Origin of the sequence: Microbacterium sp. LMI12-1-1.1 (genome assembly GCF_040676455.1) — a bacterium.
GTDB lineage: Bacteria > Actinomycetota > Actinomycetes > Actinomycetales > Microbacteriaceae > Microbacterium.
In genome coordinates, this window is record NZ_JBEGIA010000012.1 from 1 (window position 1) to 17153 (window position 17153).

Consider the following 17153-nt stretch of genomic DNA (forward strand, 5'->3'; position numbering starts at 1 on the left):
CGCGTCCAATGGCCGTCGGGCCGAGGCCTCGGCTGGCGAGATCGGCGATCTGGATGCGCTCAGCCTCGGAGAGGAACCGGGGCGAGATCGTGCGGGCGGCAAGCAGCTCGAGCGGTGGCACGAACTTGACCGTGCCATCCTTCTGACGCTCAAACGAACCGTTCTTCCAACGGTTACCCGACGACCGCGAGATCCCCAGCTTCTTACACGCACCGCGGACGGACCAGCCCTCATCGAGCAACCCCAGAAACTGCCGGCGCTTGTCGGTCATCGGACGACGACCAGGCCCCTTCGGAACACGACGAGAAGACATACGAGAACCCCTTTCGAGCGGTCCTCGTTGCGATCGTCACTGGAAACCACCCGGGCGACAACGAGGCCACCCAGACAGATTGGGTGGGTGATCTCGGTGGAAGATTGGGCGTTGATCAGGCGGCTGGTCGCGGACGGAGTTCCGAGGCGGCAGGTCGCGAGGCAGTTGGGGATCGGCAGGTCGACGGTCGATAGAGCGTTGGCGTCCGACCGGCCACCGAAGTACGAACGGCCGGCCGCGGAGACGTCGTTCTCGCCGTTCGAGTCACGGGTGCGGGCGATCCTCGCCGAGCACCCGGAGATGCCGGCGACGGTGATCGCGGAACGCGTCGAGTGGGGCGGGTCGATCACTTGGTTCCGGGAGAACGTCAGACGGCTCAGGCCCGAGCATCGCCCGGTCGATCCGGCCGACCGGCTGACGTGGGCGGCGGGTGATGCGGCGCAGTGTGATCTGTGGTTCCCGCCGCGGAAGATCCCGCTCGAGGACGGCAGCCAGGTGCTGCTGCCGGTGCTGGTGATCGTCGCGGCGCACTCGCGGTTCATCACCGCGAGGATGATCCCGACCCGCAAGACCGAGGATCTGCTGCTCGGATCGTGGGAACTGATCCAGCAACTGCGGGCGGTCCCTCGGCGACTGATCTGGGACAACGAACCCGGCATCGGCCAGAAGGGGCGGCTGGCGCAGGGCGTGTCCGCGTTCGCCGGAACGCTGGCGACGAAGGTGGTGCAGCTGCGCCCTTACGACCCGGAGTCCAAGGGGATCGTGGAGCGCCGCAACGGCTGGTTAGAGACCTCGTTCATGCCTGGCCGCACCTTCACCTCGCCGGCGGACTTTAACCTGCAACTCGCCGACTGGTTGGAGCGCGCCAACGCCCTGCTCAGCTAAGCCAGCGGCGCCGGGCTCGCTCGATTGTCAGCGCGAACGCGTCTTCGAAGTTCTTTGGGCTGCTCCAGATGGCACGGTCGACCACGTGCTCGATATCGTCAGCGATCTCGGTGCTGGGGTCGCTGCCACTCGCGGCATACCCGTCTGTGACGGCAAGGAATATCTCGGCTGCTCGGTTGCCTCCGACCTGCAAACACAACCCATTCGCGTTCGACGCGCGCATGAGGAGGGCGATGACGGTGGGGGCAACGGCCGATGCCGGGAAGAGTTGGTCTCGATCATCTTGCCCTGCAGCTGGCGGTGGGCTCATCTGTGTCACGCCGGTTGGTGCGACGCCATTCACATGATTCCCGTGTGGGGCACCTTCAACGGCGAGCGCGCGTGTAGGGCCGAAGTTTGCTGCTTTTACCGTGACGTAGGCGGCCGGAAGCCCCCAGATGGAGTCAGAGGTTGTGTTGATGACACGGCCGTACCTGGCGTCTTTCATGTGTGGCCAGGCTGCCCGTGCGAGGCGCGCGCTTGCCAAGGTGTGTATCTCGAAGAGTCGGAGGAAGTCGTCGTCGCTGTTTTCTTCGATACTCATGCCGCCCCGTGTGATGCCGGCGTTGTTGATGATGCCGTCGATGCGTCCCCACTCGCTGACAGCACGCTCGACGATGAAGTTTCCGCATCTGCCATAGTGACATCGGTGTAATCGGAGATAGCGATGCCGCCCGCGGTTTGGATCTCGTCCACGACCCGGTCCGCGCTACTCGGCTGGTCATCTCGTGCCCCGCCGATGTCGTTCACGACGATGCGCGCGCCGCCGCGTGCGGCGAGAAGCGCATACTCTCTGCCGATGCCCGATCCGGCCCCGGTGACGACAATAACGTCGCCACTAAGATTCGTGGTCATGTCTACACTTCCGTTCCATCGATTCACTCGTCCGGAGGGCGGTTTGGGGGGCGTCTCGGCGTTCGATCACGGCAACAAAACCACCGTGTCCGAGACCGCAAGGTCCATGGATGAGTGCGCAGCGGTGATGCGGTACTCGCCCGGTTCGAGGACCCAATCACGCGTGTCGGCGTTCCAGTACTGAAGTAGCCGCGCCGGGATGTCGAGTCCGGCCGTTATGGTCTCGCCGGGGTCCGCGCGGAGAGTGACATATCCGACCAGCCATCTCACCGGTCGGTCGACGGCCGACGGCACGGAGCGGGAAGCATAGAGCTGGACGACGTGCTTGCCTCGCCGGCTGCCGGTGTTCGTGACCGTGATCTCCGCGGAGACGGTGTTCGTCCCTATTACGCTCCTGAGCTCGAGTGATTCGATGTTCCAGGTGGTGTATCCGCGGCCATGTCCGAATGCGAGAGCCGCAGAGGGGCCGCCTCGTTCTTCCCGCCTCACCCATTCGCGGTAGCCGACGTGGACTCCTTCAGCGTAGTACAGGCGCCCCGCGGACGGTTCAACTTGCCAGACGGGGACATCTTCTTCTCGCGCAGGCCAAGTGTGGGTGAGCCGGCCGCCGGGTTCGCGGGCGCCGGAGAGGATGTCGGCGAGGGCGCGACCGAACTCTTGACCGGGGAACCAGGTGAGGAGGACCGCTGCCGCGTCGTGGAGCCAAGGCATGATGACCGGCGCACCGGCGTTGACGACGACGATCGTGTTCGGGTTCGCGGCGATTGCAGTGCGGACGAGTTCGTCCTGGTCTGCCGGGAGGTGGAGTGTGGTGCGGTCGAATCCTTCGGACTCGATGTGCTCGGTGGTGCCGACGACAACGATCGCGATATCGGCTTCCGCCGCAAGCGTCGCAGCCCGGGAGAGTTCGTCGTCGGGGGAGCCGAGGGGTTCTTCATAACCGATCGTGAATGTGACGGATGCAACACCGTTGACTTTCTCCGGCCGGTGCTCAAGGCGAAGATCAATCCTCTGCCCGGTGGCCAAGGTCACGGGGAAAGACTGCGTGGGCGGGTTGAGGAACGCCATAAACGGGTCGGTCCCCTCAGGAAAGAACATTCCGTGGGAGATGACGTCGTCTTCGATGGTGAGGGTGAAGTCTCCGAGTCCCGCGAAGCCGAGCGCGTACTCTCCCGCCGTAGGCGGGGTGAACGTTGCGCGCACTTCAACGACGGCAGTGTGGGTGAGGATGGGGTCGCCGACCCAGAACAGCCGCCCGCTGTCGCGGTGCTCGTCGAGGAGCACCTCCCCATCCTGCCCCAGGAAGCGGACATGCACTCCCGGGCTTTCGGTGATCGGATCGACTGCGACACCACGGTCCAGAGGGAGGAGCGGTTCGGCCGGTCGCCCCCCGGGTGCGTAGCTGACGGTCGCATCGGGGAACGCATCAGTCACGCCCTGGTGGGGGGAGATCTCATGTGGAGGGAACACGGTGGCCGACCCACCTCCCTGTCCGCGGCCATGCAGTGCATGTTGTCCTAGCAGGGCGATGCGGTTGATCCGGCTCCTGTCGAGGGGGAGAATTTCGTTGTTGGTCGCGAGGACCATCCCGTCGGCTGCGGCAGCCGAGAGCAAGTCCGGGATCGACTCGTGATCGAGGGCGTGAGGAGATTCGGCCGCGGACCGCACGCCATGGAGCGCACCGACACGGCCTGCGAGCCGAAGCAGGCGGACGACTTTCGCGTCGACGGCGGACTCGTTGACATCTCCCGCACGCACGGCGCGAACGAGCTTTTCCCCCCACACCCCTTCCGGGCCGGGCATGGCGAGGTCTTGAGCGGCGACGCCTGCCCCTGCCGTGTCCCGCACCGCCATCCAGTCGCTGACGACGGCGCCGTCGAATCCCCACAGCTCTTTCAAAGGGGATATCAAGAGCGGGTGCTCAGTCATGGTGGTCCCATTGACCGAGTTATAGGCGGACATGATCATCCACGGCCTGGCCCGGGTGACAATCGTCTCAAAAGGTGCCAGATAGACCTCTCTGAGCGTACGTTCGCCTACGATCACATCAGCAGTCATTCGATCTGTCTCGCTGTCGTTTGCGACGAAGTGCTTTGGTGTCGCAGCGACGCCCTGCGACTGCACGCCTGCCACGTATGCGGCACCGATCTCACCGGACAGGTAGGGATCCTCGCTGAACTCCTCGAAGTGTCGACCGGCTCGCGGGGATCGCTGGATGTTCACGTTCGGACCAAGCACGACGTGCACGCCCTTGCGCCTCGCTTCGGAGCCGACCAACGCCCCGAGGCGGCGTACGCTCTCCGCATCCCAACTTGCCGCCATGGCCGTCGGGGAGGGGAGACTCAGGGATGGGTCACGCTCGTCCCACGTTTGCCCCCTCACTCCTGCCGGCCCATCAGACATCACGATCTCCTCGAGCCCGATGGCAGGTTCGCTGGAGAGCGTCCAAAATGATGCGCCCGTGAGGAGCCGTACCTTCTGTTCGAGTGTGAGTCGCCCGACTAGGGTGGCGGCGAGTTCATCGGTGAGGACGGTTGCAGTGGTTTCAGGCATGGGTGAGATCAGTTCCGGTTTCGGGTGTCAGTAATCGTCGTGAGAGTTGGTTTGGCCGAAGCGTTCAACCAGCACGTCCGTCGGGGTTGTTGATTGGTGCTCGGGTTGCGGGTCGGCGTGGAAGGTGCGGTGCACGATCCTCCACCCGTCCCCGGTTCGGATAAGCCGATCCCGGTAGACACCGGTGAGGAGCACACCTGTGTTCGGGAACTCTCCGGGGCGGATCACCGTGAGGTAGGTGACGGCGCGTGCGCCGTCACCGTCGCGTTCGATCAGCACGGGGAGAACCCAGTGTCGGGAATGGCCTTGGTTACCGGCGAATCCTTGAGCGAGCATCTGGACGAGCTGCTCGTGCCCTTCCCCCTTAGCTGCGTGACCAGCTTCGGTGGGGAGTCCCAGCACCTCAACGACGGCATTGGCCGCGAAGCAGGAAACAAGTACTGCGGGGTCGTTGAAGTCGATCGCATACGCGTATCGGATGAGTAGATCGCGAATCTCGCCCTGGTCGTGCGCGCTCAATGTCGTCATCTCGTTCTCCTCCACGAATTCCTCGGCCGCGCGCCTCTCAGATTGATTGGCGCGTTCATGGTGTTGCCTCCTCGACTCCGCCGATGTCGAAGTGTTCGGCGGGGGTCTCGGGTGACTGGAAGCGGAAGAACAGGGCGAAGATGATCGTGACGACGACGGAGATGATGACAGGAACGATGAACAATGAGTTCCACGCTGATACCGATGCATCGGCGCCTTGGGCGCCGATGGTCGCGTTGTAGATCGCCCCACCGATAGCGGAGCCGATCACGACCCCGACGCCGGTGGTCAGAACACCTACGAAAGCCTGAGCCTGCGTCTTGATGGCGGGCGGGGCGACTTGCTCGGCAAACATGAATCCGATGATGAGGAAGAAGTCGTTGCAGATCCCGTGCAGCGCCACCGCAGCGATCGCCCACCAGATTTCGCCGCCCGTTGCGACCATGAACAGTGCGAACCGCACACCCCACGAAGCCATCCCGATTAGCAGAGCCCATTTCATCCCGACCCGAGACAGAACCCACGGGATGACGGGGATGAAAAGCAACTCTGAGACTTGCCCGATGATTAGCACGGTCGCGACATTCTCGATGCCGATAGAGGCAAGGAACGCGGACGTGTAGGAGTTGTACATCGACACCGGAACGAACGTCAGCAGCGCACAGATCGCGAAGATCGTGAAGCTGCGGTGCCGGAACAGGCGTAGTGCCTGGATGCCGACCACATCACCAATTCGGAACTTCACGCCACGCTGTGTCGGTGGGGTCCTTGGAAGCGTGAAGCTATACAGCCCCAACAGCACCGAACCTCCGGCCGCGATATAGAAAAGGTTCACAGACGAGGACAGTCCCAACTGCCCGACCAGCAATCCGGCAACTATCCACCCAACGGTCCCGAAGACACGCACGTACGGGAACTTGTTCGAGTCCTTTAGATGAGCGAACGTGATGCTGTTACTCAACGCGAACGTGGGCTGGAACAGCAGCATGTAGACGAACACGATCCCCACCACCAGCTCACCCCGACCACCAGTGATACTCAACGGCACCAGGAACAGAACTGCACCGCCGAGGAGTTGCAGCACCCCGAACACGTGCTGAGCCGGCAGGAACCTGTCTGCAAGCGCGCCAACGAACATTGGGGAGATGATCCCGGCAAGGGCGGCCAGCGAATAGACCGTCCCCACAACGCTCCCGAGACCATTCTCGACCAGTACCAGACCTAGCGTCGCATACCAGGAACCCATCACCAGGTACTGCAGCAGCATCATCAGGGAAAGACGCGGGAACGCGAACCGGACGAGGTCGCCTCCCGCCGGCGCCTTCGACGCAGCAGCCGACACCCCGCTCATGCCCGAACCTCGCCCTTCACGGTGGCACCTGTGAACATCAGTGTTCCTCTTCTCAATTGCTCGGCGAGGGGCGCGCTTCGCCCAACTCGTTGCAACCCTGACGACACCGTCACCGGCTGCGCTGTTGCTAACACGAGTCACCATACGACTTCTCGGCACTCTCATGCAACCCGCGTCGTCCACAGGTAACGCGAGCTATCTTCCGACGTCCGAACGCTCACAGGGTATGCTGTACGCGATGTTCACCCCGCAGATCGTGAGGCCAGCGACCAGTTCCGACGTTGCTCGGGCCGCTGGTGTGTCACGGGCGACGGTGTCTCTCGTTCTAAATAATCATGAGAACGCGCGCATCCCCGAGGACACTCGCATCCGAGTGCGGGAGGCCGCACGACACCTCGGTTACGTGCCGAACAACGCAGCACGTGCACTCAAAGCCTCCGCCAACACCGGGTGGGTCCTAGACACCAGACAGGTTGATCCTGACGGCGTATTCGCGCGCGCTATCGACTTAGTCGGCGGCGAGGCGTCCGACAACGGCGAGGACGTCTTCCGTGATGTGGACGCAACCACGCTCGGCACAGATGCCGCGTCAAGCTGGGCGCGCATTCGACCTGCCGCTGTTCTGGCCAGCGCAGGACGGTGCACCCCCGAGGCGACCGAATTCCTGCGCTCGGCGGGCGTCCGCGCGCTGCTCGTGTACGGGAGCGAGCAGGTCGATTACGCCCCCACCGTCGTGCTTCCTCAGCGCGAGTATGGACGATGCGCGATCGATTTCCTGCAACACGCCCGTCACCGTCGCATCTTGTGTGTGATGCCCGCGGCCGCGGAACACAAGAAGGACGTCGCCGAACGTCTCGGAGGCGTCAGGGATGACGCTGCCGACGACACGACAGTGACCGTCCAGTACGCCGAGTCGTCGAGCGCGTCGCTACGAGATTGGGCTCATAGCTGGCGTTACGCCGCGGATCCTCCCACCGCGGTCATCTGTTACGACGATCGGCATGCACGGGCGACCATCCGGGCACTGCACGACGCGGGAGTGCGCTGCCCTCAGGACGTCGCTGTCCTGGGCGCGCAAGACATGCCATTCGCGGCCGAGCACATCCCATCCATCACCAGTGTTACCTTCTCCCCAGACGTGATGGCAGAGCGCATCTCGGACGCGCTGAACAGCATGCTCAGTGGTGAGCGCATTGAGCGTATTGACTCGCCCCCACTGCACATCGTTCAGAGAGAATCCACGCAACAACGCACTTCGTAGTCCGCAACACTCCTCGCTTCAGCGGGCGTCGAAGGCGCCGCGATTCTCGTCGATGATGTGACGGTGTTGTTCGGCCCACCGAATGAATGCGTCGACCGGCTCGATGAGGGTGCGTCCCAGCGATGTGAGCGCATAGTCCACCCGGGGTGGGACTTCGGCGTAAACGGTCCGGGTGAGCATCCCGTCTCGTTCGAGGTTTCTGAGAGTGCGGGTGAGCATCCGGTGCGAGATACCTGGCACGGCGGTCTCGATGGCGGTGAAACGTTTGGTGTCTTCGGCGAGGGCCTCGATGACGAGGATGGTCCATTTGTCCGCGACGCTCTCCAACATGCCTCGCACCCACGTGCGAGCATCCGGCTCGCACGGACCACGAAGACCTGGCCGCGTTTCAAAGTCCGGCGTCGCGTCCGAGTCTGCGGGACTGGTTGTTGTCATCGCGGAAGAGTTCCCCTCGTGTTCGTAAGTGACTTCAAAGTGCGGATGCCCGGGCGGGATTATTCCCCGGAATGACGTGTTTCTCTCACTGAGTAACCATTGACACGCACTCTTTGTTCCTGTCACCCGGTGCTCGTTACGTCAACCACCAACGAAGGGACCACACGCATGACAAGTATCGGGATCATCCTCGGCTCCACCCGCCCCGGACGCAACGGCAAGGCCGTGGCGGATTGGGCGTTCGAGCACGCCTCGACGCGCTCGGACGCCCAGTTCGAGCTTGTCGACCTCGCCGACTACCCGCTGCCGCACCTGGACGAGCCCTCGCCGGCGTCGTTTCAGCAGTACCAGGGAGAGCACACCAAGCGGTGGTCGGAGAAGATCGCGTCCTTCGATGGATATGTCATCGTGACCCCGGAGTACAACCACGGCCCGTCCGGGGTGTTGAAGAACGCGATCGACTACCTCTACAACGAGTGGAACAACAAGGCGGTCGGGTTCGTGTCTTACGGCGGCGTCGGCGGTGCCCGTGCGGTCGAGCACCTGCGACTCGTCGCCGGTGAATTGCAGCTCGCCGATGTGCGTCAGCAAGTGGCACTGTCTCTGGTGACCGAGTTCGAGAACTTCACAACCTTCAAGCCCGGCAATTACCAGCTCGAGGCACTGACCACGCTGCTGGACCAGGTCGTGGCATGGTCGACGGCGCTCGCCCCGCTCCGTCAGCCCGCGACCATCTGACCGACCTCAGCCGCTGTGGGACGGCGCGGTGACGCCGCGCCGTCCCACCCCTACATCCCCATCACCGCACAGAACCCGGAGTACTTCGCCATTATGTCCCTGCATCCTCGTCCCGACAGTATCGAGTTCGGTCTGGACACCTTCGGCGACGTCCCTGCCGGCCCGGACGGGGCTCCCGTGTCGTATGCGGCCGCGATCCGCGCGACCATCGACGAGGCAGTCGTCGCAGACAGGACGGGGGTGGATGTGATCCTCGTCGGTGAGCATCATCGCCGGGAGTATGCGATCTCGGCCCCTGAGGTAGTCCTGGCCGGGATCGCTGCCCGCACCGAGCGCATCCGCGTGGGCTCCGGAGTCATCGTGCTCTCTTCCGACGACCCGGTACGGGTGTTCCAGCGTTTCGCGACCGTCGACGCTATCGCCGAGGGCCGTGCCGAGGTGATCCTGGGCCGGGGCTCGTTCACCGAGTCGTTCCCGCTTTTCGGGTTGAACCTGGCCGACTACGAGGTGCTGTTCGAGGAGAAGATCGAACTGTTCGCCCGTCTCCTGGACGAGAAGCCGGTGACCTGGTCGGGAACCGTCCGCGGCGCGCTGCACGATGCGGACGTGTTCCCTAAAACCGAGTCCGGGCGGCTCTCCACCTGGGTCGGTGTGGGCGGCACTCCGCAGTCGGTGGTCCGTGCCGCACGATACGGATTCCCGCTCATGCTCGCGATCATCGGCGGCGACCCCGCCCGTTTTGCCCCCTACATCGACCTGTACCGTCGCGCATCCGAACAGTTCGGCACCGCTGCGCACCCGGTCGGGATGCACTCGCCCGGATTCATCGCCGACACAGACCAGGAGGCGTTCGACACGTTCTATCCTGGCTACGAAGCGATGCACGCCATCATCGGCCCGGAACGCGGCCTGCCACCCTTGCGCCGCGAACTCTTCGACGCGGAAGTCGCCCACGGCTCTTTGTACCTGGGGTCCCCCGAAACAGTGGCACGGAAGATCGCCGCGACAATCCGGCGCCTAGACGTAGGGCGCTTCGACCTGATCTACACCATGGGTGCCCAACCCGCCGACGCACGCCTGCGCGCCGTCGAACTCTATGGCACCGAGGTGATCCCCCGCGTCCGCGAACTCCTCGCCCACGACAATCCCTCACGAAGCAGCAGGGTGACGTGATCGACCCGATCAACACGGTCGGGATCCTCGGGGCGGGCAAGATCGGCACAGTCATCGCCCGCCTCGCGATCCGCGCGGGGTTCGGCGTGTTCATCGCCGGCTCAGGTGACCCCGCGCGCATCGAGCTGATCACCCGCGTCCTGGCACCCGATGCTCACCCGGTGACGGCCGCGCAGGCCGCCGGAGCGGACCTTGTGGTCCTCGCGCTCCCTCTGGGCCGATACCGTGAGATCCCCGCTCTTGAGCTTCGCGACACCATCGTGGTGGACGCAATGAACTACTGGCGGGAAACAGACGGCGACCGAGAAGACCTCCAGCATTCCGACACGTCCACAAGCGAGATCGTGCAAGCCTTCCTACTCGATTCGCACGTTGTCAAGGGACTCAACCACATGGGCTACCACGACCTCGAAACCGAGACCCGTCCCGCCGGAACTCAGGGCCGTAAGGCCATCGCGCTGGCCGCAGACGATCCCCACGCGAAACTCTCCGTGTCCGCCTTCATCGACGCGCTGGGTTTCGACCCGCTCGATGCCGGATCTCTACGCGCCGGGAAGCTCCTCGAGCCTGGGAATCTGGCGTTCGGCGCGAACGCGACCCTCGACGAGCTGGCCGCGTTGCTGAGCCTGACATCCGCACCTGCGGCGGCCAGTTGATCGTGCCCGGGACCGCGGATACGCAAGAAAAAGATCAAAGGAGCATCATGCGAGCCATCCGACTCACCCAAGCCCGGTCATCTCGAACTGACCGAGGTCCCGACCCCCGAGATCAGCGCCGACGAGGTACTCGTCAAGGTCGCGGCCGCTGGCCTCTGCCACTCTGACCTCCATTTCCTCGAGTCCGCGGACGAGACCTGGGAGCTGTTCTGACATACTCTCGGGCATGAGACCGCAGGACATATCGCGAAGGTCGGCGCCGATGTGACCGGGTATCAGGAGGGCGACGCGGTCGTGCTCACCCTGACATGGTTCTGCGGCCGCTGCCGCAACTGTGTGCAGGGAAAAACCAACGCCTGTCTCGTCGAAGGATCCCGCACCGGAATCACCCGCACCCCCGGCGTCGGCCCTGACGGCGGCATGGCCGACTACGTCAAGGTCAAGGCACTGCACGTCGACCCCATCGGCGACCTCGACCCCGTCACGGCAGCCCCGCTCGCCGACGCCGGGACCACGCCGATGCACGCCATCAACAGTGCCCGTACGGCACTCACCCCCGACGCCACCGTCGTGCTCATAGGTGTGGGCGGACCCGGGCACCTCGGCCTGCAAATCCTGAAAGCCACCACCGCCTCCCGGATCATCGCCCTCGACACCGACACCACCAAGCTCAATGTCGCCCGCACGCACGGCGCGGATGTCGTGCTGCCGAGTGACGCGTCCGCCGTAGGAAAGATCCTTGAGCTCACGGACGGCGTCGGTGCCGATGTCGTGTTCGATTTCGTCGGCGTGCAGCCCACCGTCACCCTCGCCCGCAGTGTCGTCGCGAACCGCGGAGTGCTCAGAATCGTCGGCCTCGGCGGCGGCTCCTTCGAGTTCACCGCCAACGGCTCCGGCGACGTGCTCCCGTGGGGAGTCAACGTTCAGCGCCCCAACGGCGGTACACATCAGGACCTGCGGGAGGTAATCGCCCTCGCCCAGCAGGGCAAGCTGCACGTGGAAAACACCACCTACCCCCTCGGTGACTTCCAAAAGGCAGTCGACGACCTCCATCACGGACGCGTCGCAGGACGCGCCGTCCTCATCCCATAGCTCACAGACAACCGGTTTCGTTCCGGGTGGCATCGCCCGGAACCGAACCCCGCAAAACAGCAACAACTCGGAGACAGCATGCAGTTCGGAACCTTTACGGTCGGCGACATCGCCCCCGATCCCCGCACCGGTCACACGCCCAGCGAAGCGGAACGACTCAAGCACATTATTCGAACGGCAGAACTCGCCGATCAGGTGGGCCTGGATGTGTTCGCGATCAGGGAGCATCACAACCCGCCGGTCACGATCTCCTCTCCCACCTCGATGCTCGCGCACATCGCCGCCCGCACCGAACACGTCATCCTATCCACAGCCGTCACCCTCATCACCACGAACGACCCGGTACGGATCGCAGAGGACTACGCCACCGTCCAACACCTCGCCGGCGGGCGCCTGGACCTCATGATCGGGCGCGGCAACACCGTCCCCGTATACTCCTGGTTCGGCCAGAACATCAAAGAAGGCGTCCCTCTCGCCCTCGAGCACTACGGCGACCCACACACCGATCAGCAGACCTGGCAGCGTCTTCCCTGTGCCCATCGGCAACTCGAGCGCGAGGTCAGCGGTCTTCGTGTGCTTCTCGGCGTACGACCGGATCACATCCCCCTGATGCAGCCACAAGCCCTGCACCGCCTTGCCGGTCCGCGGCATCGTCGGGCTGAGGTACATCTCCTCAGGAGTGTCGAACTGCTGATCAGCCTTCTTGGCCTTGCCGACGAACGCCATCGATGTGCTCCTCTCACGCCCGCTGCGTCCGCTGTTACCGAGCTGGTGGCGCTTGACACAGTTTGGCGTACTCACTGGCCATCACGCCGCGCATGCGGGACACACGACGCAGATCCCGTTGAAGGTTAGTCAGCTCGACGATGTGACTACGATCACGCGGCTGCGCGCCCGAGCGCACGGCCATACGGAGCGCGCCTTCCGGCGAAGTACCGAGGGCACGGCAACCACCGGCCGACGTCATGCCGACTCGCCGCGATCGCGGCCAGCTCCCCTTCTTACGCTTGGGTTCGCGGGATCATGGCGCCGCCCCTCCCCCGGTGTGGCGCCAGTCGCGGTTCAAGCTTGGCCTCGCATCTCTGCCACCATGTCGCCATGGGGAGACAGCTTGACGACGACCTGACGGTGCTCCAGGGCCTCGCGTTGGTCCGCCACACTGTCATCCACACGGAGGAGGTGCAATGAGTACCATGCGATCACGGTTGCGACTTGGAACCACGATGGCGGGTCTTGTCGCCGACCAGACTGAGGGCACGCCGTGGCTGTCCGGGGAACTGACGATCGACGGCATCGACGGAATCCGCCTTGAGGTCCCCTTTGCCCAGGGTCACGATGATGACCAGTTCGAGGCGGCGCAACGATGGTTTACGCAGAAGTCTGGGCCGCCGCATCTCGCGTTCCAGGCGCCAGGACACAGCGTCGGAGTTTACGGCTGCACGTACACCTGGGGAAGCATTGGGACTGGGGCGTCTGTTGTGCAGGTGCACGCAGAAGCAGCGGTGCTTCGCCCGTCCCTTGAGGTTGACGCGCGGCTACGCGCAATCGGCGTCACTTCGCTCCTTGACGGCCTCCAGGAATGGACACGGTTGAGTTCCGTATCCGTCCGGGTTGACGCCGATGCGCACCACTCGTTTGGACCGCGCGCCTCCATCGACGTTGCAGCCAAGCCAGGCCCAAGCTGGCGCGATGGAACCCTCGAACCCTCCATCTCCACGCGATGGCTCATTCCACAGGGTCGCTCCCCACTCGCGATCCACGATGACGCGGCCCTACACTGGCCGAGCATCCCATAGCCATCGACCAGCACCTCGATGCGCATCGTCCGATTCGCGATCTCGTCAGTCTCGTTTTCGGCACCCCGGCCCACTACCGCGGACACGAGTTGACACACCCCGGCTTCGCGCCCGCTGCGTTCGCGCCACCGGAAGTCCCAGACGCCCCACGCGCTTATGCCACGGAGTTCTTCTATCACTCGACCATTGGCGACGAGGCGGCCCCTCAACCAGGAAACCACGCGCTCCTGAATCCGATCATCCAGTTCGACGAAGTTGGCGCCCGGGGACTCGAGGCTTGGACAGCCGCTTCTCGAATGAACCCGCGTGCTGTCGCGCTCACGGTCGGACTCCTTCGGCGACAACCAGTCATCGAGGATTTCCTCGTCAACTCATGCATGGCGATCGAAGCACTGGGGCGAAACCTCACGCCAAGGGAGGGCGAGGAGCAGACCCTCATTCGTGGCAATCCCACCTTCACCACGTATGCATTCCGCTGCCTGGCTCGCGCAGGGTTCACCGCCGATACGTTCGGGGTGCCGTTTCACCGCATTGCCCGCGCCGTCAGCCGCCGGTACGCGGACACCAAACATCCCAACACCACGGAACTCCCCGATTCGGGTGATACTCTCGTCGTCACTCAGATCGCGTTCCTGGCAATACGAATATGCCTCCTGATGTTCGCAGCCAGAACCGGATTGATTACGGATAGGCGCGGTATCGACCGAGACATCGCCGACTGTCTGAGGCGTGCTTCGGACCGGGGTGTCGACCTTCAGAGTTTGCTGGGGTGACGCTCGGGGCGCTCCGCCCGGTCATGTTGGGCGTACCAGACATTCACCGTCGCCGGCCCGAACATCTGCAAAAGCTACCAACCGCGTGCCTCATCCGCGCCGATCGATCTCGGCAGCGACGGCGCTGCACGCCATCGCCCCGTTAACGGGCAGTGCGCGTTAGAGGATCCTCAATGTCTCGTTGCGGGTCCACTCACCCGAGCTCGCATCGGCCTTGACGGCTGCCGAAGTACAGCAACCTCGCTCAAAAGCGTCGTACAACCTTTTTGGGTACTGGCCTACGATGGCCCTATTGAGGAGAGTCGATGCCCGGACCGACCTCGCCGTGGCGAGTGAATGACGTTGTCGCGTATGACCTAATGCGTGATGCCGCTGCGCGCGCGATGGCACTCCTGTCCGCGGCCGCAAGAACAGAGGATTCCGGTGCCGACGCCCGAGACGAGCTGGTCCTGTTGCGCCGCGACGTGCTGGCCGTGGATGCGTACGACCGCGCGGCGGTAGCTGCCCTTGCCGCCCGCATCGACCGCCGGATCCGCGAGCTCGAGAGTCAACCATCGTGAATAGTCCTGGTCTGGACGACGAGGCGCGCGAGCGGATCCTGCATCGCGACATTCTGCCGCTGTACTTTGCCGAGGCCGAGCCGGACCCGGCTCCGACGCTGGTGCTGGTCACTGGCCAGCCCGGCGCGGGCCGCTCACGTGCGTCGTCAACGCTAGCCCGCGAGGAAGGCTCCGGCATCACGGTGCTTGCCGGTGAGGATCTCCGCGCGTTCCATCCGGCCACACCAAGCTCGTCGCTGAGTGCGGATCCGGAGTCTGCGGCGTCGTTGGCACAGTCGGTCGCCGGGTGGGTGAGTGCGTGCATTCGGCATGCCCGGGAGAACCGCCGATCCGTGGTGCTGGAGGGCGCGTTCGCGAACGTGGCGGCGGCCGCCGGCACGGCGGAGCGGTTCGCCGCGGAGGGCTTCGCCACCCGTGTCGTGGCAGTAGGCGCCCGGCGGGCGGAGAGTCTCCTGGCGGTCACGTCGGAGTACCTCCGGAAGATGCAGGCGGGTCGCGCGCCGTCGGTGATTAGTCGCGACGCGCACGATGAGGGGTTCGCGGCGACGCGGGCGTTGGTCGCTTCGGTGGAGGACTCCGCGTGGGTGGACCGACTGACGGTGGTCGATCGGACCGGGCGGGTGGTCTTGGATGCTGACAACCCGGCGGCGTTCGCGGGCGCGGGTGCGGCGCTGGCGGCGGCGCAGTCGGCACGGATGGGGCGGTTCGATGCGACGCAGTGGTTGAGCGAATTGCACCACGTCACCGACTTCGCCGCGACACGTCGGCAGCTTCCCGCCGAGGTGACGGAGTTGCTCGTGGATCTGCATGAGACGTCGTTGCGGGAGGTGATCCCGGAGTTGCATGTGCCGGCGGGTGGCCCGTTCGCGACGGCGATGGAGCAGAAGACTGTCGCCGCCTTGGTGGCGCTCCGCAAGAACCTGGCCCCGAGGGTGGGGCCGGTCGATATCGCGGCGCCGGTGGTGGTTCCGGTTGGTCCGGAGCGTGGCGGCGTGTCTCGGTGACGCGGGTCGTCGGGTACACCCGCGCGGTCTCGTCTGACCAGGATGTCGCCGCCGACGTTGCCGTGCTGACTGACGCCGGCGCGGATCCGGTCTTCACCGACGACGCGGACGCCGATCCGCGGCAGCGGCCCGGGTTTGCGGAGTGCCTGGCGGCGCTGCGCCCGGGTGACGTGTTGGTGGTGTTGAGCGCGTCGCATCTGTCGCATGCGGTGGCCCATTTCGTGTCGACGGTCAGTGGTCTGGGTGAGCGTGGCGTCGGGTTCCGGTCGCTGAGCGAGCCGGCGCTGTGCACCGGGGAGCGGGTGGATCCGGTGGAGGTGCTGGCGGCGTTGGAGGCGCTGCGGCATCGGCTGGTGAGTGTGCGGACGCGGGCTGGGATGGCGTCGGCAGTGGCCGCGGGGAAGCGGCCGGGGCGACCCACCGTAATGACGGAGGACCGGGTGGCGATGGCGCTGGAGTTGCGCAACCTGGGCCGGCCGGTTACGCATATCGCCCGGGTGCTCGGGGTGAGCGCGAACTCGGTGCAGCGCGCGCTCGCCCCGCTCCGTGGCACCGATGGTCCGGGTTAGGGTTCCAGGCCCGGCAGTTGCGGGTGGCGGTCGATGGTGAGCCAGCCGCGGATGAGGGCTTCGTGTGCGTGGTCGTCTTCCCAGTCGGGTTCGGTCAGGGCCCATCGGTGCATCAGCCGTGCTGCGGTGCGGGTGTGCCTGCCGGCATCGAGGACTTCGGCGAGAGCTTCCGCTTCCGGGAACTGCAGGCTGCAGACCAGCTGCTCGTCGTGACTAGTGAGCCGTTCGTCGATGATGTCGGCGAGCCGGTCGACGGTCTCCTCGAGCCGGTCCCAGGCGACGATGCTGTCCGGAATGGCCGAGCCGTGGCCTGCAGGGGTGGACGTCGTTGTCGTGTTCATGTCGGTTCCTCGCTTCTTGACTTTGGTGGTGCCTTTCCTGGCAAGTGGCGTCGTGTGCGACCGGAGCCCGTGGCGTGCCGGGTCGTGGAATACCGGAACCCCGGAGCGCCAGCGGAGGGGTGAAGATATGCCGCTGTGAGTCTCTAGATGGCTGGTCTGGGACTGGCTGGCAGGGTGGTGTTGGTCGTCCTCGTCCGGTCGTGGCTCGATATGCCGCTGGCCCCGTGTGGG

General features: G+C 64.8%; 19 protein-coding genes and 1 pseudogene. 11 read left to right on the forward strand and 9 right to left on the reverse strand.

Features of this window, described 5'->3' with window-relative positions:
* Positions 1-271, reverse strand: a 271-nt coding sequence (locus MRBLMI12_RS08660; protein ID WP_363355786.1) for a helix-turn-helix domain-containing protein, incomplete at its 3' end; no start/stop codon positions are given.
* Between the two features lie 129 nt (positions 272-400).
* Between MRBLMI12_RS08660 and istA the strand changes: the two genes are divergently transcribed.
* Positions 401-1198, forward strand: a complete 798-nt coding sequence (gene istA / locus MRBLMI12_RS08665; RefSeq protein ID WP_363355787.1) for an IS21 family transposase — start codon at positions 401-403, stop codon at positions 1196-1198.
* Here istA and MRBLMI12_RS08670 read toward each other — a convergent pair.
* From MRBLMI12_RS08670 to MRBLMI12_RS08690, 5 genes are all read right to left on the reverse strand, one after another.
* A complete protein-coding gene (locus tag MRBLMI12_RS08670) occupies positions 1191-1856 on the reverse strand; it encodes an SDR family NAD(P)-dependent oxidoreductase (protein WP_363357029.1) in 666 nt (221 codons plus the stop codon). The two genes, istA and MRBLMI12_RS08670, sit on opposite strands and share 8 nt — an antisense overlap.
* On the reverse strand, positions 1778-2092 hold the full coding sequence (locus MRBLMI12_RS08675; protein WP_363355788.1) for an SDR family NAD(P)-dependent oxidoreductase: 315 nt from the start codon (positions 2090-2092) through the stop codon (positions 1778-1780). Before MRBLMI12_RS08675 ends, MRBLMI12_RS08670 begins: the two co-directional genes overlap by 79 nt.
* A gap of 66 nt (positions 2093-2158) precedes the next feature.
* Positions 2159-4645, reverse strand: coding sequence for a beta-glucosidase family protein (locus MRBLMI12_RS08680; RefSeq protein ID WP_363355789.1), 2487 nt, complete (start codon positions 4643-4645; stop codon positions 2159-2161).
* 27 nt (positions 4646-4672) lie between these two features.
* Positions 4673-5173, reverse strand: coding sequence for a nuclear transport factor 2 family protein (locus MRBLMI12_RS08685; protein WP_363355790.1), 501 nt, complete (start codon positions 5171-5173; stop codon positions 4673-4675).
* 55 nt (positions 5174-5228) lie between these two features.
* Positions 5229-6524, reverse strand: a complete 1296-nt coding sequence (locus MRBLMI12_RS08690) for an MFS transporter (RefSeq protein WP_363355791.1) — start codon at positions 6522-6524, stop codon at positions 5229-5231.
* Positions 6525-6762: 238 nt separating this feature from the next.
* On the opposite strand from MRBLMI12_RS08690, the gene MRBLMI12_RS08695 reads away from it, so the two are divergent.
* Positions 6763-7785, forward strand: coding sequence for a LacI family DNA-binding transcriptional regulator (locus MRBLMI12_RS08695; RefSeq protein ID WP_363355792.1), 1023 nt, complete (start codon positions 6763-6765; stop codon positions 7783-7785).
* Between the two features lie 18 nt (positions 7786-7803).
* Here MRBLMI12_RS08695 and MRBLMI12_RS08700 read toward each other — a convergent pair whose 3' ends face one another.
* On the reverse strand, positions 7804-8115 hold the full coding sequence (locus MRBLMI12_RS08700) for a winged helix-turn-helix transcriptional regulator (RefSeq protein WP_363355794.1): 312 nt from the start codon (positions 8113-8115) through the stop codon (positions 7804-7806).
* 273 nt (positions 8116-8388) lie between these two features.
* On the opposite strand from MRBLMI12_RS08700, the gene MRBLMI12_RS08705 reads away from it, so the two are divergent.
* The 5 genes and pseudogenes from MRBLMI12_RS08705 to MRBLMI12_RS08730 all read left to right on the forward strand — a co-directional run.
* On the forward strand, positions 8389-8958 hold the full coding sequence (locus tag MRBLMI12_RS08705; protein WP_363355796.1) for an NADPH-dependent FMN reductase: 570 nt from the start codon (positions 8389-8391) through the stop codon (positions 8956-8958).
* Between the two features lie 93 nt (positions 8959-9051).
* Positions 9052-10131 (forward strand): LLM class flavin-dependent oxidoreductase, encoded by a 1080-nt coding sequence (locus MRBLMI12_RS08710; RefSeq protein ID WP_363357030.1) that lies wholly within the window; start codon positions 9052-9054, stop codon positions 10129-10131.
* Positions 10128-10787 carry an NADPH-dependent F420 reductase gene (locus tag MRBLMI12_RS08715; RefSeq protein WP_363355797.1) on the forward strand — a complete coding sequence of 220 codons (660 nt, stop codon included), beginning with the start codon at positions 10128-10130 and terminating at the stop codon, positions 10785-10787. Before MRBLMI12_RS08710 ends, MRBLMI12_RS08715 begins: the two co-directional genes overlap by 4 nt.
* A 264-nt stretch (positions 10788-11051) precedes the next feature.
* Entirely contained in the window at positions 11052-11879 is an 828-nt protein-coding gene (locus tag MRBLMI12_RS08725; protein WP_414686213.1) for a zinc-binding dehydrogenase, read from the forward strand.
* Positions 11880-11957: 78 nt separating this feature from the next.
* Positions 11958-12380 (forward strand): annotated as a pseudogene (locus tag MRBLMI12_RS08730) (LLM class flavin-dependent oxidoreductase); the annotation flags it as partial.
* A gap of 698 nt (positions 12381-13078) precedes the next feature.
* Here the strand turns inward: MRBLMI12_RS08730 and MRBLMI12_RS08735 are convergent.
* Positions 13079-13297, reverse strand: coding sequence for a hypothetical protein (locus MRBLMI12_RS08735; protein WP_363355798.1), 219 nt, complete (start codon positions 13295-13297; stop codon positions 13079-13081).
* Between the two features lie 755 nt (positions 13298-14052).
* Between MRBLMI12_RS08735 and MRBLMI12_RS08740 the strand changes: the two genes are divergently transcribed.
* From MRBLMI12_RS08740 to MRBLMI12_RS08755, 4 genes are all read left to right on the forward strand, one after another.
* A complete protein-coding gene (locus MRBLMI12_RS08740; protein ID WP_363355800.1) occupies positions 14053-14448 on the forward strand; it encodes a hypothetical protein in 396 nt (131 codons plus the stop codon).
* 305 nt (positions 14449-14753) lie between these two features.
* Complete coding sequence (locus MRBLMI12_RS08745; RefSeq protein ID WP_363355801.1) at positions 14754-15008, forward strand: hypothetical protein; 255 nt, start codon at positions 14754-14756, stop codon at positions 15006-15008.
* On the forward strand, positions 15005-16012 hold the full coding sequence (locus MRBLMI12_RS08750) for a zeta toxin family protein (protein ID WP_363355803.1): 1008 nt from the start codon (positions 15005-15007) through the stop codon (positions 16010-16012). The genes MRBLMI12_RS08745 and MRBLMI12_RS08750 overlap by 4 nt, the downstream gene beginning before the upstream one ends.
* Positions 16009-16581, forward strand: a complete 573-nt coding sequence (locus MRBLMI12_RS08755) for a recombinase family protein (RefSeq protein ID WP_363355804.1) — start codon at positions 16009-16011, stop codon at positions 16579-16581. Before MRBLMI12_RS08750 ends, MRBLMI12_RS08755 begins: the two co-directional genes overlap by 4 nt.
* Here the strand turns inward: MRBLMI12_RS08755 and MRBLMI12_RS08760 are convergent.
* Positions 16578-16922: a hypothetical protein gene (locus tag MRBLMI12_RS08760; protein WP_363355805.1), complete on the reverse strand. Its 345-nt coding sequence runs from the start codon at positions 16920-16922 to the stop codon at positions 16578-16580. The two genes, MRBLMI12_RS08755 and MRBLMI12_RS08760, sit on opposite strands and share 4 nt — an antisense overlap.
* Positions 16923-17153 lie beyond the last annotated feature (231 nt).